Origin of the sequence: Streptomyces sp. NPDC050743, assembly GCF_044456925.1 — a bacterium.
Taxonomy (GTDB): Bacteria; Actinomycetota; Actinomycetes; order Streptomycetales; family Streptomycetaceae; genus Streptomyces.
Genome location: NZ_JBITGJ010000037.1, coordinates 66,527 through 82,699 on the forward strand (window position 1 = coordinate 66,527; position 16,173 = coordinate 82,699).

Here is a 16,173-nt window from a genome sequence, read left to right on the forward strand (position 1 = left end):
AGGCGGACGATCCACCTCGTTCCGCTACTTCTCCAGCCGGCCGGTGACCCGGGCCGACGGATACATCCCCTGCCAGACCCAGTGTTCGGGCGGAAACCCCATGGCGGTGAGGGTGTTGATGAGCATTCCGTACGCCAGGAAGGTCGTGGTCTCGCTGTCGTCCGCCCCGAGCGGCAGGTGAACGGTGTCCCAGAGCTTCATCCAGGCCGCCCGTACGGCCTCGCCGAACTCGTGGTCACCCTCCGCCTCGGCGGCCGCGACCGTGATGTACGTCTGCATCTGCATCTGGAGCCTCTCGGGCTGCTCCGTGATCAGCCGCACATAGGCGTTCGCCATGGCGTGCAGGGCCTCCTCCCCCTCCAGCCCCTTCGCCGCCTCCTCGAAGACCCGGCAGGTGTCCTCCACGCACCGGAGGGACGCGGCGGCGAAGATCGCCTTCTTGCCCGCGAAGAGCCGGAAGAGGTACGGCTGCGACACACCCACGCGGCTGGCGATCGCCTCCGTGGAGGTGCCGTAGTAGCCCTTCCGGGCGAACTCGGCGATCGCCGCGCGAATGACGCTCTCGCGTCGTTCCTCTGCGCTCATCCTGACCATGAGAAGTAAGTTAGTACTCAATCACTAACTTGGCAACCCCCGCCGCCCGAGACACGCGTAAGGGGCGCCTCACCAGGGAGGACGCCCCTTACAGCACTGCTTCCGATGGAGCCGTCAGGCCAGCCGTACGACCGCCCGGGACATGCCCAGAACCTTCTGGCCGGCGCTGGTCGCCGTCAGGTCCACGCGCACCGTGTTGTCGTCCAGCTTGGCCGCGACCTTGCCGCTGACCTCGATCAGCGCGCCCTTGTCGTCGTTCGGCACGACGACGGGCTTGGTGAAGCGGACGCCGTACTCCACGACCGCGCCCGGGTCCCCGGTCCAGTCGGTGACCACGCGGATCGCCTCGGCCATGGTGAACATGCCGTGCGCGATGACGTCCGGCAGGCCGACCTCCTTGGCGAACTTCTCGTTCCAGTGGATGGGGTTGAAGTCCCCGGAGGCACCCGCGTAGCGCACGAGCGTGGCGCGGGTCACGGGGAAGGTCTGCGCCGGCAGTTCGGTGCCGACCTCGACGTCGTCGTACGCGATCTTCGCCGTCATCAGGTCCTCACGCCTCCTCGGCCGCGCGGGCCACGAGCTTGGTCCAGGCGGTCACGACGTGCTCTCCCGCCTCGTCGTGCACCTCACCGCGGATGTCCAGGATGTCGTTGCCCGCGAGGGACTTGATCCCCTCGATGGTGGAGGTGACGCTGAGCCGGTCACCGGCGCGCACCGGGCGGCTGTAGGCGAACTTCTGGTCGCCGTGCACCACGCGGCTGTAGTCGAGACCGAGCTGCGGGTCCTCGACGATCTGCCCCGCGGCCGGGAAGGTGATGGCGAACACGAACGTCGGCGGGGCGATCACATCGGAATGACCGAACGCCTTCGCGGCCTCCGGGTCGGTGTAGACCGGGTTGGTCTCGCCCACTGCCTCGGCGAACTCGCGGATCTTCTCCCGGCCCACCTCATAGGGCGCGGTGGGTGGGTAGGTCCGTCCAACGAAGGACTGGTCGAGCGCCATGGCCCGGCACCTCCTGATGTCTGCTGTGATGGCCCCAAATTAGCCGGAATCCCGCCGGGGATTGCGCGGGGGGAGGGGTGAGCCTCGGGCCGCTGAAGCGCGGGTGGGTCTGAAGCGCCGCTGATGCACCGGTGCCGGCCGGAGCGCTGGTGCTGCCGGAACGCCGGTGCGGCCGGAGCGCCGTGAAGCGATGAAACGCCGCGAGGCCGCCCCCTCGGAAGGGGACGGCCTCGCGGACGAGCCTGTTTTATCGCGTTTCGCGGTGCGCGGTGTGCGCGTTGCAACGCGGGCAGTGCTTCTTCATCTCAAGACGGTCCGGGTTGTTACGCCGGTTCTTCTTGGTGATGTAGTTCCGCTCCTTGCACTCCACGCAGGCCAGCGTGATCTTCGGGCGGACGTCGGTGGCAGCCACGTGAGTGCTCCTAAGACGAACGGGTGGACTAATTCAACGCAAGAAAGAGTAGCCGATCGAAGGACCGACCCCGCAATCGGCTACTGTGAGTAGCGGTGACCGGACTTGAACCGGTGACACAGCGATTATGAGCCGCTTGCTCTACCGACTGAGCTACACCGCTGCGGTGCGATCGGACCCCGCCTTTCGACGGGAACCTCTCACACCAGAGCCCCAAAACGGAATCGAACCGTTGACCTTCTCCTTACCATGGAGACGCTCTGCCGACTGAGCTATTGGGGCGAGCGATGAAGACATTACACGGTCCGCCGCCGTTCACCCAAATCCGTATCCGGCAGCCCGCGACACCCCCCATCCCAGGGCTCGCAGTGACCTCATGAGTCGCCAGGCGGGGCCGACGGCAGGGGGGAGTGCTCAGGCGCCGTACCCGTGTGTGGCCGATGCCCGTGGGGGCCGATCGCCGGGTGCCCACTTCGAGCGGGGAGCGGTGGCACGCGCGCGTGGACGTCACCAGCGCCGAGCACGGCGGCGCCGAAAGCGCGGCACGCGCGCGTGGGCGTCACCGAGAGGGAGCGGGGCCACGCGCGTGGACGTCGTGGCCGTCATCGGGGAGAGCCGGAGGCCACGCGGGTGGGCGATGCTTGTACTGCCAAGGGTGGACCCCACGGTACGACTATTGCGCTCCTGCGCGATCGGCGCCGTTCGCCACCCTAGGCTCGACTCGCTCTGCGTGATCTTGGGTCCAGGCCCCGGTGTCTCACGCCGGCCCGCCCGAGCCCCCGGCCCCCATCCTGGAGCGCGATGCCCGACAGCCAGCCGCAGCCCCACCCGCCGTCGAACTCCTCGGGATCCTCGGGTCAGTCCGACCCGGTCGCCTTGCTGCTGTGCGGGGCGCGGCTCACCGACGGCCGGACGGTGGACGTACGGCTGGGCCGCGGGCGCATCGAGGTGGTGGGCACGGCCGGCAGTCTGGCGCCGGGCCCCGCCCGGACGGCCGCCATGCGCGTGGACCTGAGCGGCTACCTGCTCCTGCCGGCCCCGGCCGAACCGCACGCCCACGGTGACACCGCGCTGTCCGCCGAGCACCCCGGCCCGGTGTCGTACGCCCCCGAGGACGTCCAGCGCCGGGCGACGGAGGCGGCCCTGCTGCAGCTCGGCCACGGGGCCACTGCGGCACGCACGCACGTGCGCGTGGGCGACGTGCAAGGGCTCGGCGCGCTGGGCGCCGTCCTGCAGGCGCGGCGCTCGCTGCGGGGGCTCGCCGAGCTGACGACGGTGGCGATGCCCCGGCTGCTGACCGGGGTGGCCGGGGCCGACGGGCTGGCGATACTGCGCGACGCGCTCAAGATGGGCGCCTCCGTGGTGGGCGGCTGCCCCGACCTGGACCCCGATCCCACGGGCTATGTGGAGACCGTCCTGGACGTGGCCTCCGAGCACGGCTGCCCGGTGGATCTGCACACGGACGCCTCCGACCCGGCCCGGTTGTCCCGGCTCGTGGCCATGGCCGGAGGCCTGCGCCCCGGCGTGACGATCGGGCCGTGCGCCGGTCTCGCGCGCCTCCCCACCGAGGCCGCCTCCCGCGCCGCCGACCAGCTCGCGGCCGCCGGCGTGACGGTCGTGTGCCTGCCCCAGGGCGGCTGCTGCGGAACCGACCGCCGGGGCGCCGCTCCGGTACGGCTGCTGCGCGCGGCCGGGGTGCGCGTGTCGGCCGGCAGCGGCGCCCTGCGCGACGCCTCCAACCCCGTCGGCCGCGGTGACCCCTTGGAGGCCGCCTACCTCCTGGCCTCCGCCCACGGCCTGCGCCCGGAGGACGCCTACGACGCCGTCAGCGCCTCGGCCCGCGCGATGCTGGGCCTGCCGGAGGTACGCGTGGAGGCCGGCTTCCCCGCCGACCTGCTCGCCGTCCGCGGCAACCGCCTGGCCGGCGCCCTGTCACTGGCGTACAGCCGGATCGTGGTCCACCGGGGCCGGGTGGTGGCCCGCACGAGCGCGGTACGGGAGTACTGCAACTCGGCGGCCACGGCGGAACACGGGTTGCCGCGGCAGGGGCGGGGCGAGTTGTCGTGAGCGGGCTTGGTTCGGGGCGCGGTTCGGGGTGGTGGCCTGGGGCGCGCGGGTGGGTGTGCGCGCCGGGCGTGTGCACGTGCGCGCCCGGCGCGGGCCGGTGGGCGTGAGCCCGGCGCGGTCCTGCCACGCCGGTTAACTCGTGCGGCGGACGCGCCCCTTCCGGCGTACGGTCGGAATCATGCGCATTGTCATCGCTGGTGGTCATGGACAGATCGCGCTGCGGTTGGAGCGCCTGCTCTCCGCGCGTGGGGACGAGGTCGCGGGGATCATCCGCAAGTCGGAACAGAGCGACGACCTGCGGGCGGCCGGCGCCGAACCGGTACTGCTCGACCTGGAGTCCGCTTCGGTGGAGGAGGTCGTGGCGCATCTGCAGGGCGCCGATGCGGCGGTCTTCGCGGCCGGTGCGGGCCCGGGCAGTGGGGCAGCCCGCAAGGAGACGGTGGACAGGGGCGCGGCGGTGCTGTTCGCTGACGCGGCCGTTCGCGCGGGCGTGCGCCGCTTCCTGGTCGTGTCCTCGATGGGCGCGGATCCCGCGCACCAGGGCGACGATGTCTTCGACGTGTATCTGCGCGCCAAGGGCGAGGCGGACGCGTACGTCACCCGCCAGGACGCCCTGGACTGGACGATCCTGCGCCCCGGCTCGCTGACGGACGACGCCGGTACCGGTCAGGTCCGGCTGGAGGCGCACACCGGGCGCGGCGCGATTCCCCGGGACGATGTGGCGACCGTACTCGCGGAGTTGGTGGACACCCCGGCGACGACCGGCCTGACGCTGGAGCTGATCAGCGGATCGACGCCGGTGTCGGTCGCGGTGAAGTCGGTGGCCGGGAACTGAGGCCCGCCACCGGCCGTTGAACGGACAGACCCCGCCGGCGAGCCCTCAGCACCACCGACCTGTCGTCCCGTCAGATACCCGCGAACACCCGCCCCCACCAACAAGTCGGTCCTCGCCGCCTCTTCGTGACTCAGAACAGAGGCAGCTGACCGGGAAACTCCGGTACGGCGTATCCGTCCAACGCCGGCTGGACGGCGAGTTGCGCCTGCTGCCGCGACCCTGCGCAGGAGACGAGTTCCCCGTTCTCCCGCGCCCCGGGCGGGTCGTGCCGCGCGTAGCGGCCCGCGACGACGGCGATGTCGCGGTGGCACACAGGACAGGTTCTGCGTCGGGAGGACATGCCGTCAGTGTGCCCGCACCGACGCGGACGCGACACCGCCACCGACACCGCTGTCAGGTGCGGGTCTCGGCCTCCCAGTGATCGGGGCCCACTCCGCGCCAGTCGATCAGCGGCGAGTCGGCCACCTGCTCCGGCTCGATCTCCAGCCCCGCGCGGCGCAGGAACTCCACCAGGTCCCCCACGTTGTGCGCCAGACCGAGGATCTCGCCGTCCACCCGGACCCGGCGGCCGCCGGTCGGGGACGGCAGGTGCACGATGATGGGTCGTTTCCCGGCCATGGCTCCAGCATCGTCCGGACCGTCGGGGCCCGCACCCGGACCGGTCATTCCAGTATTCCCAGCGCGGTGTCGGGGCGGCACAGTGGGCATGCGGCGATTTCTCCTTCGGTGAGTGCGCGTACCGCCTGGTCCCGGCTGGCCCCCTTGGCACGCCCGCCGGCGCTCGCGCAGCCGCCGACATGGACGTACACCGCGGTGCGGCCGTTCAGCCCGCGCTCGATCAGCCAGTCCGGAGCGGCCTGCCGGGTGGCGAGGCGGCGCTCCCGTTCGGCCTCCCGGCGCTCTTCGTCCGCGATCCACCGGTCCATCAGGGCGAGCTGTCGCGCGGCCTGGTGTTCGACGACGCGGCGGGCGAAACGCAGCATGTCGAGACGCGTCAGCGGACGGTCATCGTTCACACGTTCGATTCTAGTGAAGAGACCCGGAAGTGCGACCAGCGGGATGCGACCCAACAGGGTCCAAAGGCGCCACCGCCCCACACCCGTCCCCCCGTGAACGGTGCTGCGACCGGGGTGAAGCGCGATCGAGGTAAGTCCCTGAACGGCCCCACTCACGTCGGCTGGACTTTCGTTCGACTCCGAGGCGCGAGATCCTGGTACTCCGACCGTGGACCAGCGAACAAATACCGGACCGGGCGCATCTCACGCGTCGTAAGGCACACCTCATGCTGATGCGGTCCGGAGACGCGACGGCCACCGTCGCGTCTCCCCCGAAGGAGGCCGGCGATGAATCTTCCGACGTACCGCGACTGCACAAGCGCGTCCGCATCGCCGCGGCTCCCCGGCCGGGCCGGGACAGCACGAAGACTGAGCACCGCCGCCGTGGCCGCGATGCTCCTCGCGGGCTGTGGTGCGGGCGCCCCCAAGGCGACCCCGCACTCCAGTGGCCCCGGCGTGTCCCGCACCCCGTCCGCCACGCCCTCCTTCTCCCAGTCGTCCCTCGCCCCGGACCTCTCCACCACCGCCACCGTCACCGCCACCGCGTGCACCAACAGCACGAAGCTGGCCGGGTGGTCGAACCGCCGGCTGGCCATGCTGACCGTCGCCGTCCCGGTGTCGGAGACCTCGGTGTCGGACGTCACCTCCGAGGTGAGCGCCGGTGCCGGCGGTGTGCTGCTGTTCGGCAGCAAGGCGCCGTCCGACCTCGGCTCCCGGCTGAGCACCCTGAAGACGCATGTACCCGGTCACCTCGGCCTGCTGGTGATGACCGACGAGGAGGGCGGCGGCATCCAGCGCATGGCGAACCTCGTCGGATCCCTGCCCTGGGCCTCGTACATGGGCGCGCACTGGACTCCGGCCCAGATCCAGCAGAACGTCGCCAAGGTCGCGACCAAGATGGCCGCCGCCCAGGTGAACATGGACCTCGCACCGGTGGTCGACGTCGACGGCAGGAACGTGGCCCCCAGTAAGACCAACCCCGACGGATGGCGGTCCTTCAGCGGGAACACCTCGGTGGTCTCCAAGGACGGGGTCGCATACATGAACGGGTTGCGCGCCGGAAACGTGATCCCCGTCGTCAAGCACTTCCCGGGCCTCGGCGGCTCCAGCTACAACTCCGACTTCGGCCCCGCCCACACCCTGCCCTGGTCCACCCTGCAAAAGGTGGCCATCCCGCCGTTCACGGCGGCCATCAAGGCCGGCGCCCCGGCCATCATGGTCTCCAACAACGTCGTGCCGGGCCTGGGCACCAACCCGGCGAGCCTGTCACCCACCGCCATCAGCTCGGAGCTGCGCGGCAAGCTGGGCTTCAAGGGGCTGGTGGTCACCGACTCGCTCAGCGCCAAGGCGATCTCCGCCGCCGGCTTCAGCGTCCCCACCGCCGCCGTCCAGGCCCTGCGTTCCGGCGCCGACATGGTCATGTTCGACCTGGGGGGCAACGTCAGCTCCCAGACGTCCGCGATCGCCACGGCGATCACCAATGCGGTGGCCGGCGGACACCTCGCCCGCAGCCGCCTCATCGACGCAGCGGGGCACGTCCTGGCCGTCCGGCACGTGAACCTCTGCCCCTGAGCACCACGACCGGCGCTCGGCCGTCGCGACGGACGCGCGGAACGACAGACGCCGCGAAATGGCAGGCAGCAGCGGCCAGGGCAGTCGGAGAGCCCTCCTCAAGCGACTAGGAGCGGGCTCTCCCTGTGCTTCGCCCCTCGCCGGACCCGCCCGCATGATCCACGCGCGCGTGCGGCAGCCTCTGGCCGAGCTCCGCAGCCGACCCGGTGGAGGTCGCCCACCGCGCCGGCCACTCGGCGGCCGGAACGACGGAAGGGCGCCGTGTGGCACCGCCAGGATTCGAATCCAGGAAGGCTGAGCCGACAGATTTGCAGTCCACTCGAGATCAAGACATGTGGGGCCGCCTCGCGGACTGGGACCCGGCGAACCGGGCGCAGCAATCCACACCCGCCCCGTGCCCCCGTACGCCCCGAACCGGCGCCCACCCCGGTCGCCGCTGACGCCTCGGCAGGCGTACCCGTACTGGAACCGTCCGCGCTGGTCACGGCCCGTGCGAACGCCCAGGACGCACTCCGCGTGTACACCGGGTCCGAGTCCGCACAGGCGGGCCGCCCGCTCAGCGCCCGTGCGCTGGGCGAGGCATGCGGCATGAGCGAGTCCTGCGTGTACAAGCAGGTCCTCGCCGTCCACGACGACGAGTCCTCCCCCTGTCCTGCGAGCCGTCGACACCGCGGCCGTCTGATGGCCGGCATCCCCGTCTATCGGTGGCACCCGGCTTGCGAGGGGCTGGCCACGGTCCGACAACTGCGGGCCCTTTGGTTACGGCCCGGTGGGCGGGACGTGGCAACCCCGTGCGAGTGTCCGCGCCGCCGCCACGGACCGCTGGTCGCCTACCTCTACTCGATCGAGCAGGCAAAGCCCGCCGGGCCGATGACGCCCGCCAAGCGGGCGGCCCTCCCGCCCTCGCTCGGCATGTGCGTGCCGTGCGCCCGCCCCGAGGAACAGCGCGTCGCCGTCGCCTGAACACCACCCGCTCTGAGTGGACTTCTGAGTGCTGACCACGCGTCACCGCACTCTTGCCGCCCTCTGCCGCCGCCCGGCTGGTGACCACCGGCCGCCGCCGGCACTGACCCTTCACCCACGTAATCACCGGGGCGTTCGCGCGCCTGCAGGCCCTGCCGAATTCCGGCTGACCAGCGGAAACACTCTGCCTCTACGACCTGGACCCCGCCCCGGAGCCGTGGAACCCCAGCGCCCACACGGCGGGACAGCGGGCGACCCGCCTGCCCATGGCCGGCTTGGCAAGCCGAAACGGCCTGCCAGACGAACTGACGGACCGTCATGACAATTAGAGGCTAATTACTTTATCGCCTGACCTCCAGAGGCGCCACCGGCGCTGAGCCACGGGTTTCAGACATGTCGGCACCTGGCCTAAAACCGCAGGTCGAACCGTTATCGCATGCAGCTCGCACGGAATGCGTGATGAGGCTGGATGCGGCTCAACGTTTGCATCCTCGAACCAATCGGACAGTTCCCTCGGCTATGCGAGGAGAGAGGACGCAAGATGTTCCCGAAGCGCAAGGTGACGCGCAATTGGCGCCAAGACGAGGGCGCTCCCTCGTATCACCCCCGCCTGGGTTCGAGGGCGGCGGCCCTGATCGTGCTCGGCAGCGGGGTAGGTCTCTGGTCGGCGCCCATGGCGCACGCCGCGAGTCATGATTCGCTCAACACATTCCGCTCAAGCGGTATCTTCACCGTCCTCGACGACCGGGCGGACGCCAAGCACGACGAGGACAACGACGCCGCCCAGGACCGGGCGGACGCCAAGGAAGACGAGGACATCGACGCCGCCCAGGACCGGGCGGACGCCGAGGACCGGGCGGACGGTGAGCACGATGCAGACGCCAACGCCACCCACGACCGCGCGGACTTCGACGACGATGCAGACGACGACACTGCCTGGGACCGGGCGGACTTCGACGACGACGCAGACGCCAACGCCACCCACGACCGCGCGTACTTCGGCGACGATGCAGACGACGACACTGCCTGGGACTGGGCGGACTTCGACGACGACGGCTTGCGGATCACCGTCATCGTCAACAACAACAATAACAACAACAACGCCGGCACCCCCACCAACAACAATAATAACAATAACAACGTCAGGGGCGCCAACCACAACAATAACTGATTTTCATGGTCTGGGTGGATGGAAAAGCCATCCACCCAGACCATGAATTTCTGTAGAAATTCAGCCTGTGCGGGCTGTTTCGCGCCGACCTTCACGGTGAAGCGAGTCCTCGGTATTCGAGACCTGCGCATACCGGCCGGGGGGCTGGCCGGCGACGAGGTCTACGACAGGAGAAGAACTGGATGCGTCTGCGCACCAGCCACGGCCTCAAGGGCGACCGCCACTACGACCGGGCCATGCTCGACATCCACCCCGACGACACCCTTCGACCACCACACACCCGGCCACGCCGTCGTCCTAGTCCGCTGCCACCGCTACACCCGCGAACTCTCCTTCTACCGCCGCCACTCCACCGCTCCCGTCACCCTCGCCACCCTCGTCGACATGGTCTGCGTCTGCCGTCTCGACCGGGGCCAGGCCACCTGCCGGAACTCCTGAATGCGCTGACTCTGAGCAGCATGCTCGCCACTGCTGTCCTGGGCGGCGAGCGCCGGCCGTGTCGATCGGTGTGCGGCTGTCCCGCTACGGCGTGCCGCTCCCGCTACTGGTGGCTTGCTCCGCGTCGTGAGGATCGCTCACGAGCCCTGACTCCCGGCGACTGCAGATCGGCATAGGCCAAGCGCCCGTATGACCTTCGCCACGCTGCCGTGTCCACCTGGCTCGGCTCCGGGGGGAGCCTCAAGTCGTGGCGGAGCACCCGGCCACAGTGTGGCGGTGAGGGCGACGAGGCGGCGAACGCCAAGATCTCCGCCCGCCTGAGGCAGGCCGGATGACGGGCCGGAAATCCCGTCCACGCCCCGTCCACACACACCGAGACGCGGCGTTCGAACGCGAGACAGGGTGAGACAGTCCGCTGATCACTCGGGGATACGACAAGGGCCCGGTGACCTGCTGTTCTCGCAGGTCACCGGGCCCTTGTTCCCGTGTGGCGGCGCCAGGATTCGAACCTGGGAAGGCTGAGCCGGCAGATTTACAGTGGGCCATATCGACCCAGCGTGAGCTGCGGGTTTCCTTGACCCCGACACCGCTGGGGGGCACCTGGGGGAAGCAGCGTCTGTGATCAAGCGTCTCGCCGACCAGCGGGACTGACGAAGCCCACGGCTCCGAACTGCTCGGATGCCGTGGGCTTCTGTCGTTGTTGGTCGGCGTCGGGCAGCCTCGCACGGCCCATAGACGGCCCAGCGGCTGCCGCTAGACCACCCTGACCCTCCTGCCGAGCGAGTCACCCAGGAAACTGAATACCCGGCCTAGCCGTTCGTTCGCCTCCGCCGGCGGTTCCGGCATGGGAGCGCCCGCAGCGATGTGCTCACCAAACAGCCACAGCACCTCGTACAGGTCAACACCGTTGCGTTAGGGATCTTCAGTCGTTGGCAACCCCTGTCTGAACAGCAGGAACGGGACCCCTGGTAGATCAGCTTGTGTCGAGCAAGGTGATCATCGAGTCCGGGAGTCCCGTTGCGGGAGAAGTCTGTCATCACGCGCACGATCGAGGTGGCCGGGGGTGTGTACGCGCCCGGGCATCTGGGCGAGTTGACACAGATCGTGGACTTCTGCCTGGTGGACGCTGTGCTGGAGGAGACCGGCACGCGTGAGCGGCGGTTGCGGCTGCTGCCGTCGCGGGTGGTGGTCTACTTTGTCCTCGCGCTGGCCCTGTTCGAGGACTGCTCCTACCGGAGCGTGTGGGGCAAGCTGGTGGCCGGGCTGGAGCCGCTGGCCCTGGTACGGCCGGCGGTCTCTTCGCTCTCCAGGGCCCGCCGGCAGATAGGGGCCGCTCCGCTACGGCGTCTGTTCGAGACCCTCGCCGGGCCCGTCGCCCACCGCGGCCAGAGCGGCGCCTTCTGGCGGGGGCTGCGTACCGTGGCCGTCGACGGGACCCTGCTGCACGCCCCGGACGAGCCGGCGATCACCTGGCGCTACCCGAAACGGTCAGCTCCCGAGCCTCGGCATCCGGCGAACGTCCACCCCGGCGCGCAGCCGGGACCACGGCAGAGGCCGCAGCCGCAGGCGCGGCCGGCACCGGCTCGATGCGCGGCAGTTCATCCACGACCTGGCACGCCGTCGTGATACGGGCCAGCTCCCGCTCGCACGTCGCCAGCAGAGCCGTGATCCGCTCCGCCTCCGCCCGAAGCCGCTCGGCCTCACTGCGGCAAGCCGCCTCCCGCTCCCGCAGCAGCCGCAGCACCTCGTCGCAGCTCATCCGACCTGCCTCTCACGCCAGCTGATCAACCCAGCTACCGCAACGAGACGCTCACCACACCGGACACGGCGCTCCCCCCGACCTCACTCAACAAGAAACGTACCCGCGTGCTCAACTCGCCCTGGGGCCTCGAGACGGCGCCGGAGAAGTTCGGGAAGTTCTCCGGTGACCTGCTCGTCGGCAACTTCGGAGACGGCAAGATCAACGTCTTCGACCTGAAGACCGGCCGGTTTGAGGGAACCCTGCGGGACCGCAACGGGAACCCGATCGTGATCCCCGGGCTGTGGGGCCTCCAGCGCGGCACCGACAAGTCAGGCGGCAGGGACAGCGTCTGGTTCGCGGCGGGAATCGACGACGAGGACCACGGGCTTCTCGGCACCCTGCGCGCCGAGAAGTGATCCGTCGCCGCACCCCGGTGCTCGCCCTCGCCGACCGTGAAGGCCTGCGTCGCGATGAAGCTCTGGCTCTCCTGGTACTGGACGAGCTTGCGGTCGTCGCCCGCGTAGCAGTCGACGCCGAGGAGCGAGACGCCCTGCCGCCGGGTCTCCTCGACGGCCCTTCTCACAACACGCGTACGACACGCCCAAGATCAACCCGATCGAGTGTCTACGTGAGCCCGTACCTGCCGCTCCGCATCAACTCGTACGCGGACAGCCTCAGCCGAACGAGACTGTCCTGGACTACAAGCGGATCTCCCATCTCTGGGCGCGCGGAGACGGGACAGGAACCGAAGGGCCGAGCTACACAGGTCCAGCCCCGATGGGTGCACAAACACACGAAACTCCGGTGGACGGGTTGCTCTTGGTTGACCACCCATCCACCCGGAGCTTCGCCTCTTCCCTCTTACGGCCCTACGCCAACTCAGCACAGGCCCGGCCAGGTTGGAAGAGGCTCACTGTGACGCGAATCTACCGAGGAGCGCAGGGACCAACGACGACGCCGTGTGCTACTCCTTGACGGCAGGTGAAGTGCGGGTCGGCTTGCCGAGCGCCCAGAAGAGCACGCCGAGGAGCACGAACCCGACGAGCGGGACGGCCTCCGTCAGCAGGTACTTCCAGCGCTCGCCGTAACTCCAGCCGTCCGGCGCGTAGTCGGAGCCGAACCAGTGGTCGCCGAGTCCGGGGGCGACCAGCTGCACGCTGGCGAACAGGACGAGCAGGGTGAGCATCACGCTGATGGTGCGGGGGAAGGGCGCCTTGTACGGGCGGGAGACGTCCGGGGCCTTGCGGCGCAGTACCGCGAGCGCCGGGAAGATGCCCAGGTAGCTGACGAGGGTGGTGGAGACGGCGAGGCCGAGGACGGCGCCGAAGAGCTTTGCAGCGCTGCCGTTGGTCAGTTCGTGGGCCAGAACCAGGACGACGGTGGAGACCACCCCGCTGAGGATGTTGACCCGTACCGGGGTGCCGAACCGGCTGGAGATGACGCCGAGGAACCGGGGCGCGGCGCCGTCGTAGCCGGAGACGGCGAGGGCGCGGTCGGAGCCCATGACCCATGTGACGCCGGAGGACAGCACCGTGAGGATGAACATGATCGCGGCGAGGTCGCCGAGCAGGCTGCCGGCGCCGCTGAGCGTGGCGGTGCCGTCGGCGGCGACGTGGCCGCCGTACACGGTAAAGACCTGCCGGATCGCGTCGATGAATCCGCCGAGGCCAGTGATGGCCTTGACCGGCAGGACGAGCAGGATGCCGAGGATCGGCAGCGCGTACAGCAGAACGGCGACAACGGCGCTGCGGAAGATGGCGAAGGGCACGTCCTTCTGGGCGTCGGTCATCTCGTCGCCGGCGGTGTTGGGCAGCTCGAAACCGACGTAGTTGAACATCAGGACGGGCACCAGGCCGACGAATCCCACGTAAGTCGGGGAGAAGTCGCCGATCCCGAATCCGTGCAGGCCGTGCTTGACGCCGTACGCCACAACGGTGACGGTGAACAGGCCGAGAAGGATGAAACGGCTCCAGGCGCCGACGGTGGGAATCCACTTGCCGACGTCGAACGAGAGGATCGCGGCGAGCACGCCCACCCAGACGAACACGAGGGTGAAAGCGTAGAAGGCCGGGGTGCTCAGGTCCTTCCCGTCGTTGAAGAAGGTGGTGTAGGCCGTGACGGCGGAAACGGAGAGCGTGCCGCCGAGCCACACCGGATTGGTGATCCAGTACAGGAAGTTGTTGACGGCACCGGCGAGTCGCCCGAAGGCTCGGCTGGTCCAGATGTAGGGACCGCCCTCGTCGGGGAACGCGGCCCCGAGTTCGGCGGTCAGCAGCGCGGAGGGCACGAAGAACACGACGGCCAGCACGATGAGCCAGGTGAACGCCTCGGCACCGGACGAGGCCACGGTGCCGATGGTGTCCACCCCGACGATGGTGCAGAGGAGGAAGAAAAGGATGTCGAAGCGGCCGAAGTGCTTGCGGAGTTTCTGCCGCTCCGTCTGGGCTGCTGCCGACGTGTCGGCCGACTCTGATGCTATTTGGCCAGCGGCCACCGGGAGCTCCTGCGTGTTCGTGGTACGGGTGGGATCTGGCCAATGATCCGAGCCGCCACAAAAGCACACAAGCGTTCGTGTCCAAGTCTTGACCATCGCTTATCCGTCTGGATGCAACGGAAACCGCACTGAAACACAGGAAATGACAGCGTCAACTGTTGCCTAGGGCGGCTGCTCCCCCTGATTCCGTGTTGCCGAAGGCAACAGCGCGAGTCGCTGCGGAGATTCTCCGGGCCGAAACTCGTCGGTCGCCCCAACCGGAGGCGGTCGCTTCGGCATTGGGGGACCGGCAAACGCAGACGAGCCCCGGTCCTCACTCGGAAGAGCCGGGGCCGTCGTTTCGTTGAGCTGCCCACGGCGCCAGTGTCACGTGACATCTGCCGTCAGCATTGCCTTGCGGTCCGGACAACTGACGGACACCGGCACGTCCGTACCCGTGCCGAACCCCGACTGCATCACCTTCTGCTACCACTAAAAGGTGGTTTTCCCCCGGTGTTTTATCCCGGAATTTCATTCCAGGCCAGCCCGACGTGCGGGTTCCCCATTGGCGGCTGCTCCCTACACGGCTGTGACACCCAGGCGCCCTGACGAGGCGAGCGAAGAGGCGAAACCATGGCGGGCTGATTTTGGGCCTTATAGCTCCTGGCGGTATCTCTGAGTACTCCACACGCCGCAATTTGCGCATGCTCAAGATCACGACGTGACACGGATGAGCGCCGACGCCCGACGGCGTCGGCGAGAAGTCCCCTCATCCGTGTCTCACGGGCACAACGGAGAACCCATGCGACGTATTTTCAGCACTGCGCTGCTGACCGTGGCGGCCACCGCGACCGCCATGACCACTGCCACCGCGCAGAGCCCTCACTTCATCGGTGACGTGACCTGTACGAAGAGCCTCACTGCCGGGCTGCAGTGCAGCGGCAAGGCCGCCGGCCTCGGCAACGCCCCCACCGGTGCGTTCCTCACGGCCGCCTCCGTCGAGGCGGAGTACGTGTGCGTCAACCGTGGCGGCAACATCGCTCCGGGCCAGGGAACCGAGTTCCAGAACGTGGTCGGTCCCACCCAGAACATCCGGCCGCGCAACGGCCAGATCACCTTCACGAACGTCACCATTCCGCCGCCCGAGACCCCCTCGGCCAGGGAGGTCTGCCCCAACGGCAACTGGACCGTGCACCTCCTCCACCTGACCTACAACGACGTGGTGCTGCACATCCAGCAGAACGGCACCGACATCCTGAGGCGCGATCTCGGGGACATCGACCCCTGATCCCGTACTGCACGCCGACGGCCGGGCCTTCCCCGCTGAAGGGCCCGGCCCTCGCACGTCAGCGCCTCGGTCAACCTCAGCACCCCACCACCCCTGCTCCCATCCCGTACGCCGTCGACCCACACACCGTGGAGCGGGCGTGGTCCCTGGCGTCCAGGTGGAGCGCGCCACTGTACGAACGACTGTGACGCCATGGGCCGCGTCTGCTCGGCTCTGCCTGGGTCGACGGCGGACGGGATGGGAGCAGCCCCCGCGCACGCCCTCTACGGGCCCGCAGTCGGGAACGGCGCCCCCGCCATCCCGGTGCCGGCCGATCCCCCGCCGGAGGCATCGTCTCTGACCGGTGGCTGTGTCCATCCGGATCTCGACTCAGGGCCGTAGCTCGCTGCGGCCCCAGGGGCCGGCCCCGGCGCCGAAGGAGCAGAGGGGCCGAGCCCAAGGGGCCAGCCCGCGCTTTGCGCGGGCACTTGTTGCGCGTGGTCTTCGATGACAGACCCTGGCTGCCTGCCCACCGCCCACTACCCTGCACACCGGCACGGCCGCACACCCGAACGAGTGCAT

At 69.2% G+C, this 16,173-nt stretch carries 17 protein-coding genes, 2 tRNA genes and 1 pseudogene; 9 read left to right on the plus strand and 11 right to left on the minus strand.

Features of this window, described 5'->3' with window-relative positions:
* Positions 1-24 precede the first annotated feature (24 nt).
* The 6 genes from ACIBJF_RS29715 to ACIBJF_RS29740 form a co-directional block, all read right to left on the minus strand.
* Positions 25-594, minus strand: a complete 570-nt coding sequence (locus tag ACIBJF_RS29715) for a TetR/AcrR family transcriptional regulator (RefSeq protein ID WP_399178257.1) — start codon at positions 592-594, stop codon at positions 25-27.
* Between the two features lie 114 nt (positions 595-708).
* Entirely contained in the window at positions 709-1,137 is a 429-nt protein-coding gene (locus ACIBJF_RS29720; protein WP_399178258.1) for a MaoC family dehydratase, read from the minus strand.
* Positions 1,138-1,144: 7 nt separating this feature from the next.
* Positions 1,145-1,597: a MaoC family dehydratase N-terminal domain-containing protein gene (locus ACIBJF_RS29725; protein ID WP_351802237.1), complete on the minus strand. Its 453-nt coding sequence runs from the start codon at positions 1,595-1,597 to the stop codon at positions 1,145-1,147.
* 247 nt (positions 1,598-1,844) lie between these two features.
* Positions 1,845-2,009, minus strand: coding sequence for a 50S ribosomal protein L33 (gene rpmG / locus ACIBJF_RS29730; RefSeq protein WP_003948671.1), 165 nt, complete (start codon positions 2,007-2,009; stop codon positions 1,845-1,847).
* A gap of 90 nt (positions 2,010-2,099) precedes the next feature.
* Positions 2,100-2,172: transfer RNA gene (locus ACIBJF_RS29735), tRNA-Met, on the minus strand.
* A gap of 46 nt (positions 2,173-2,218) precedes the next feature.
* Positions 2,219-2,291, minus strand: a tRNA-Thr gene (locus ACIBJF_RS29740).
* A gap of 519 nt (positions 2,292-2,810) precedes the next feature.
* Between ACIBJF_RS29740 and ACIBJF_RS29745 the strand changes: the two genes are divergently transcribed.
* Both ACIBJF_RS29745 and ACIBJF_RS29750 read left to right on the plus strand, forming a co-directional pair.
* The gene (locus ACIBJF_RS29745) at positions 2,811-4,076 is read left to right on the plus strand and encodes an amidohydrolase family protein (RefSeq protein WP_399178261.1); all 1,266 of its coding nucleotides are present in this window, start codon (positions 2,811-2,813) and stop codon (positions 4,074-4,076) included.
* 178 nt (positions 4,077-4,254) lie between these two features.
* Positions 4,255-4,911, plus strand: a complete 657-nt coding sequence (locus ACIBJF_RS29750; protein ID WP_399178263.1) for an SDR family oxidoreductase — start codon at positions 4,255-4,257, stop codon at positions 4,909-4,911.
* A 130-nt stretch (positions 4,912-5,041) separates the two neighbouring features.
* Here the strand turns inward: ACIBJF_RS29750 and ACIBJF_RS29755 are convergent, their stop codons facing one another.
* The 3 genes from ACIBJF_RS29755 to ACIBJF_RS29765 are packed head-to-tail and all read right to left on the minus strand — an operon-like array spanning position 5,042 to position 5,927.
* Positions 5,042-5,251 carry a hypothetical protein gene (locus ACIBJF_RS29755; RefSeq protein WP_399178265.1) on the minus strand — a complete coding sequence of 70 codons (210 nt, stop codon included), beginning with the start codon at positions 5,249-5,251 and terminating at the stop codon, positions 5,042-5,044.
* Between the two features lie 53 nt (positions 5,252-5,304).
* On the minus strand, positions 5,305-5,529 hold the full coding sequence (locus tag ACIBJF_RS29760; RefSeq protein ID WP_356302340.1) for a hypothetical protein: 225 nt from the start codon (positions 5,527-5,529) through the stop codon (positions 5,305-5,307).
* Positions 5,530-5,573: 44 nt separating this feature from the next.
* Positions 5,574-5,927 carry a DUF6233 domain-containing protein gene (locus tag ACIBJF_RS29765; protein WP_351802247.1) on the minus strand — a complete coding sequence of 118 codons (354 nt, stop codon included), beginning with the start codon at positions 5,925-5,927 and terminating at the stop codon, positions 5,574-5,576.
* Positions 5,928-6,254: 327 nt separating this feature from the next.
* Between ACIBJF_RS29765 and ACIBJF_RS29770 the strand changes: the two genes are divergently transcribed.
* The 4 genes from ACIBJF_RS29770 to ACIBJF_RS29785 all read left to right on the plus strand — a co-directional run bounded on the left by ACIBJF_RS29770 (position 6,255) and on the right by ACIBJF_RS29785 (position 10,110).
* Complete coding sequence (locus tag ACIBJF_RS29770; protein WP_399178266.1) at positions 6,255-7,538, plus strand: glycoside hydrolase family 3 N-terminal domain-containing protein; 1,284 nt, start codon at positions 6,255-6,257, stop codon at positions 7,536-7,538.
* A 681-nt stretch (positions 7,539-8,219) separates the two neighbouring features.
* Positions 8,220-8,501 (plus strand): RRQRL motif-containing zinc-binding protein, encoded by a 282-nt coding sequence (locus ACIBJF_RS29775; protein WP_399178282.1) that lies wholly within the window; start codon positions 8,220-8,222, stop codon positions 8,499-8,501.
* 541 nt (positions 8,502-9,042) lie between these two features.
* Positions 9,043-9,672, plus strand: coding sequence for a hypothetical protein (locus ACIBJF_RS29780; RefSeq protein WP_399178268.1), 630 nt, complete (start codon positions 9,043-9,045; stop codon positions 9,670-9,672).
* Between the two features lie 96 nt (positions 9,673-9,768).
* Positions 9,769-10,110 (plus strand): hypothetical protein, encoded by a 342-nt coding sequence (locus ACIBJF_RS29785; RefSeq protein ID WP_399178270.1) that lies wholly within the window; start codon positions 9,769-9,771, stop codon positions 10,108-10,110.
* Between the two features lie 488 nt (positions 10,111-10,598).
* Here the strand turns inward: ACIBJF_RS29785 and ACIBJF_RS29790 are convergent.
* A pseudogene (locus ACIBJF_RS29790) lies at positions 10,599-10,700 on the minus strand.
* A 427-nt stretch (positions 10,701-11,127) separates the two neighbouring features.
* Between ACIBJF_RS29790 and ACIBJF_RS29795 the strand changes: the two are divergent.
* Together ACIBJF_RS29795 and ACIBJF_RS29800 are read left to right on the plus strand one after the other, a co-directional pair.
* Positions 11,128-11,736 (plus strand): transposase domain-containing protein, encoded by a 609-nt coding sequence (locus tag ACIBJF_RS29795; RefSeq protein ID WP_399178272.1) that lies wholly within the window; start codon positions 11,128-11,130, stop codon positions 11,734-11,736.
* Positions 11,737-11,976: 240 nt separating this feature from the next.
* Complete coding sequence (locus ACIBJF_RS29800; protein WP_399178274.1) at positions 11,977-12,267, plus strand: TIGR03118 family protein; 291 nt, start codon at positions 11,977-11,979, stop codon at positions 12,265-12,267.
* Positions 12,268-12,815: 548 nt separating this feature from the next.
* Here ACIBJF_RS29800 and ACIBJF_RS29805 read toward each other — a convergent pair.
* Positions 12,816-14,345 (minus strand): APC family permease, encoded by a 1,530-nt coding sequence (locus tag ACIBJF_RS29805; RefSeq protein WP_399178276.1) that lies wholly within the window; start codon positions 14,343-14,345, stop codon positions 12,816-12,818.
* A 781-nt stretch (positions 14,346-15,126) separates the two neighbouring features.
* Between ACIBJF_RS29805 and ACIBJF_RS29810 the strand changes: the two genes are divergently transcribed.
* Positions 15,127-15,612, plus strand: a complete 486-nt coding sequence (locus ACIBJF_RS29810; protein ID WP_399178278.1) for a hypothetical protein — start codon at positions 15,127-15,129, stop codon at positions 15,610-15,612.
* The last annotated feature ends 561 nt before the right edge of the window (positions 15,613-16,173 follow it).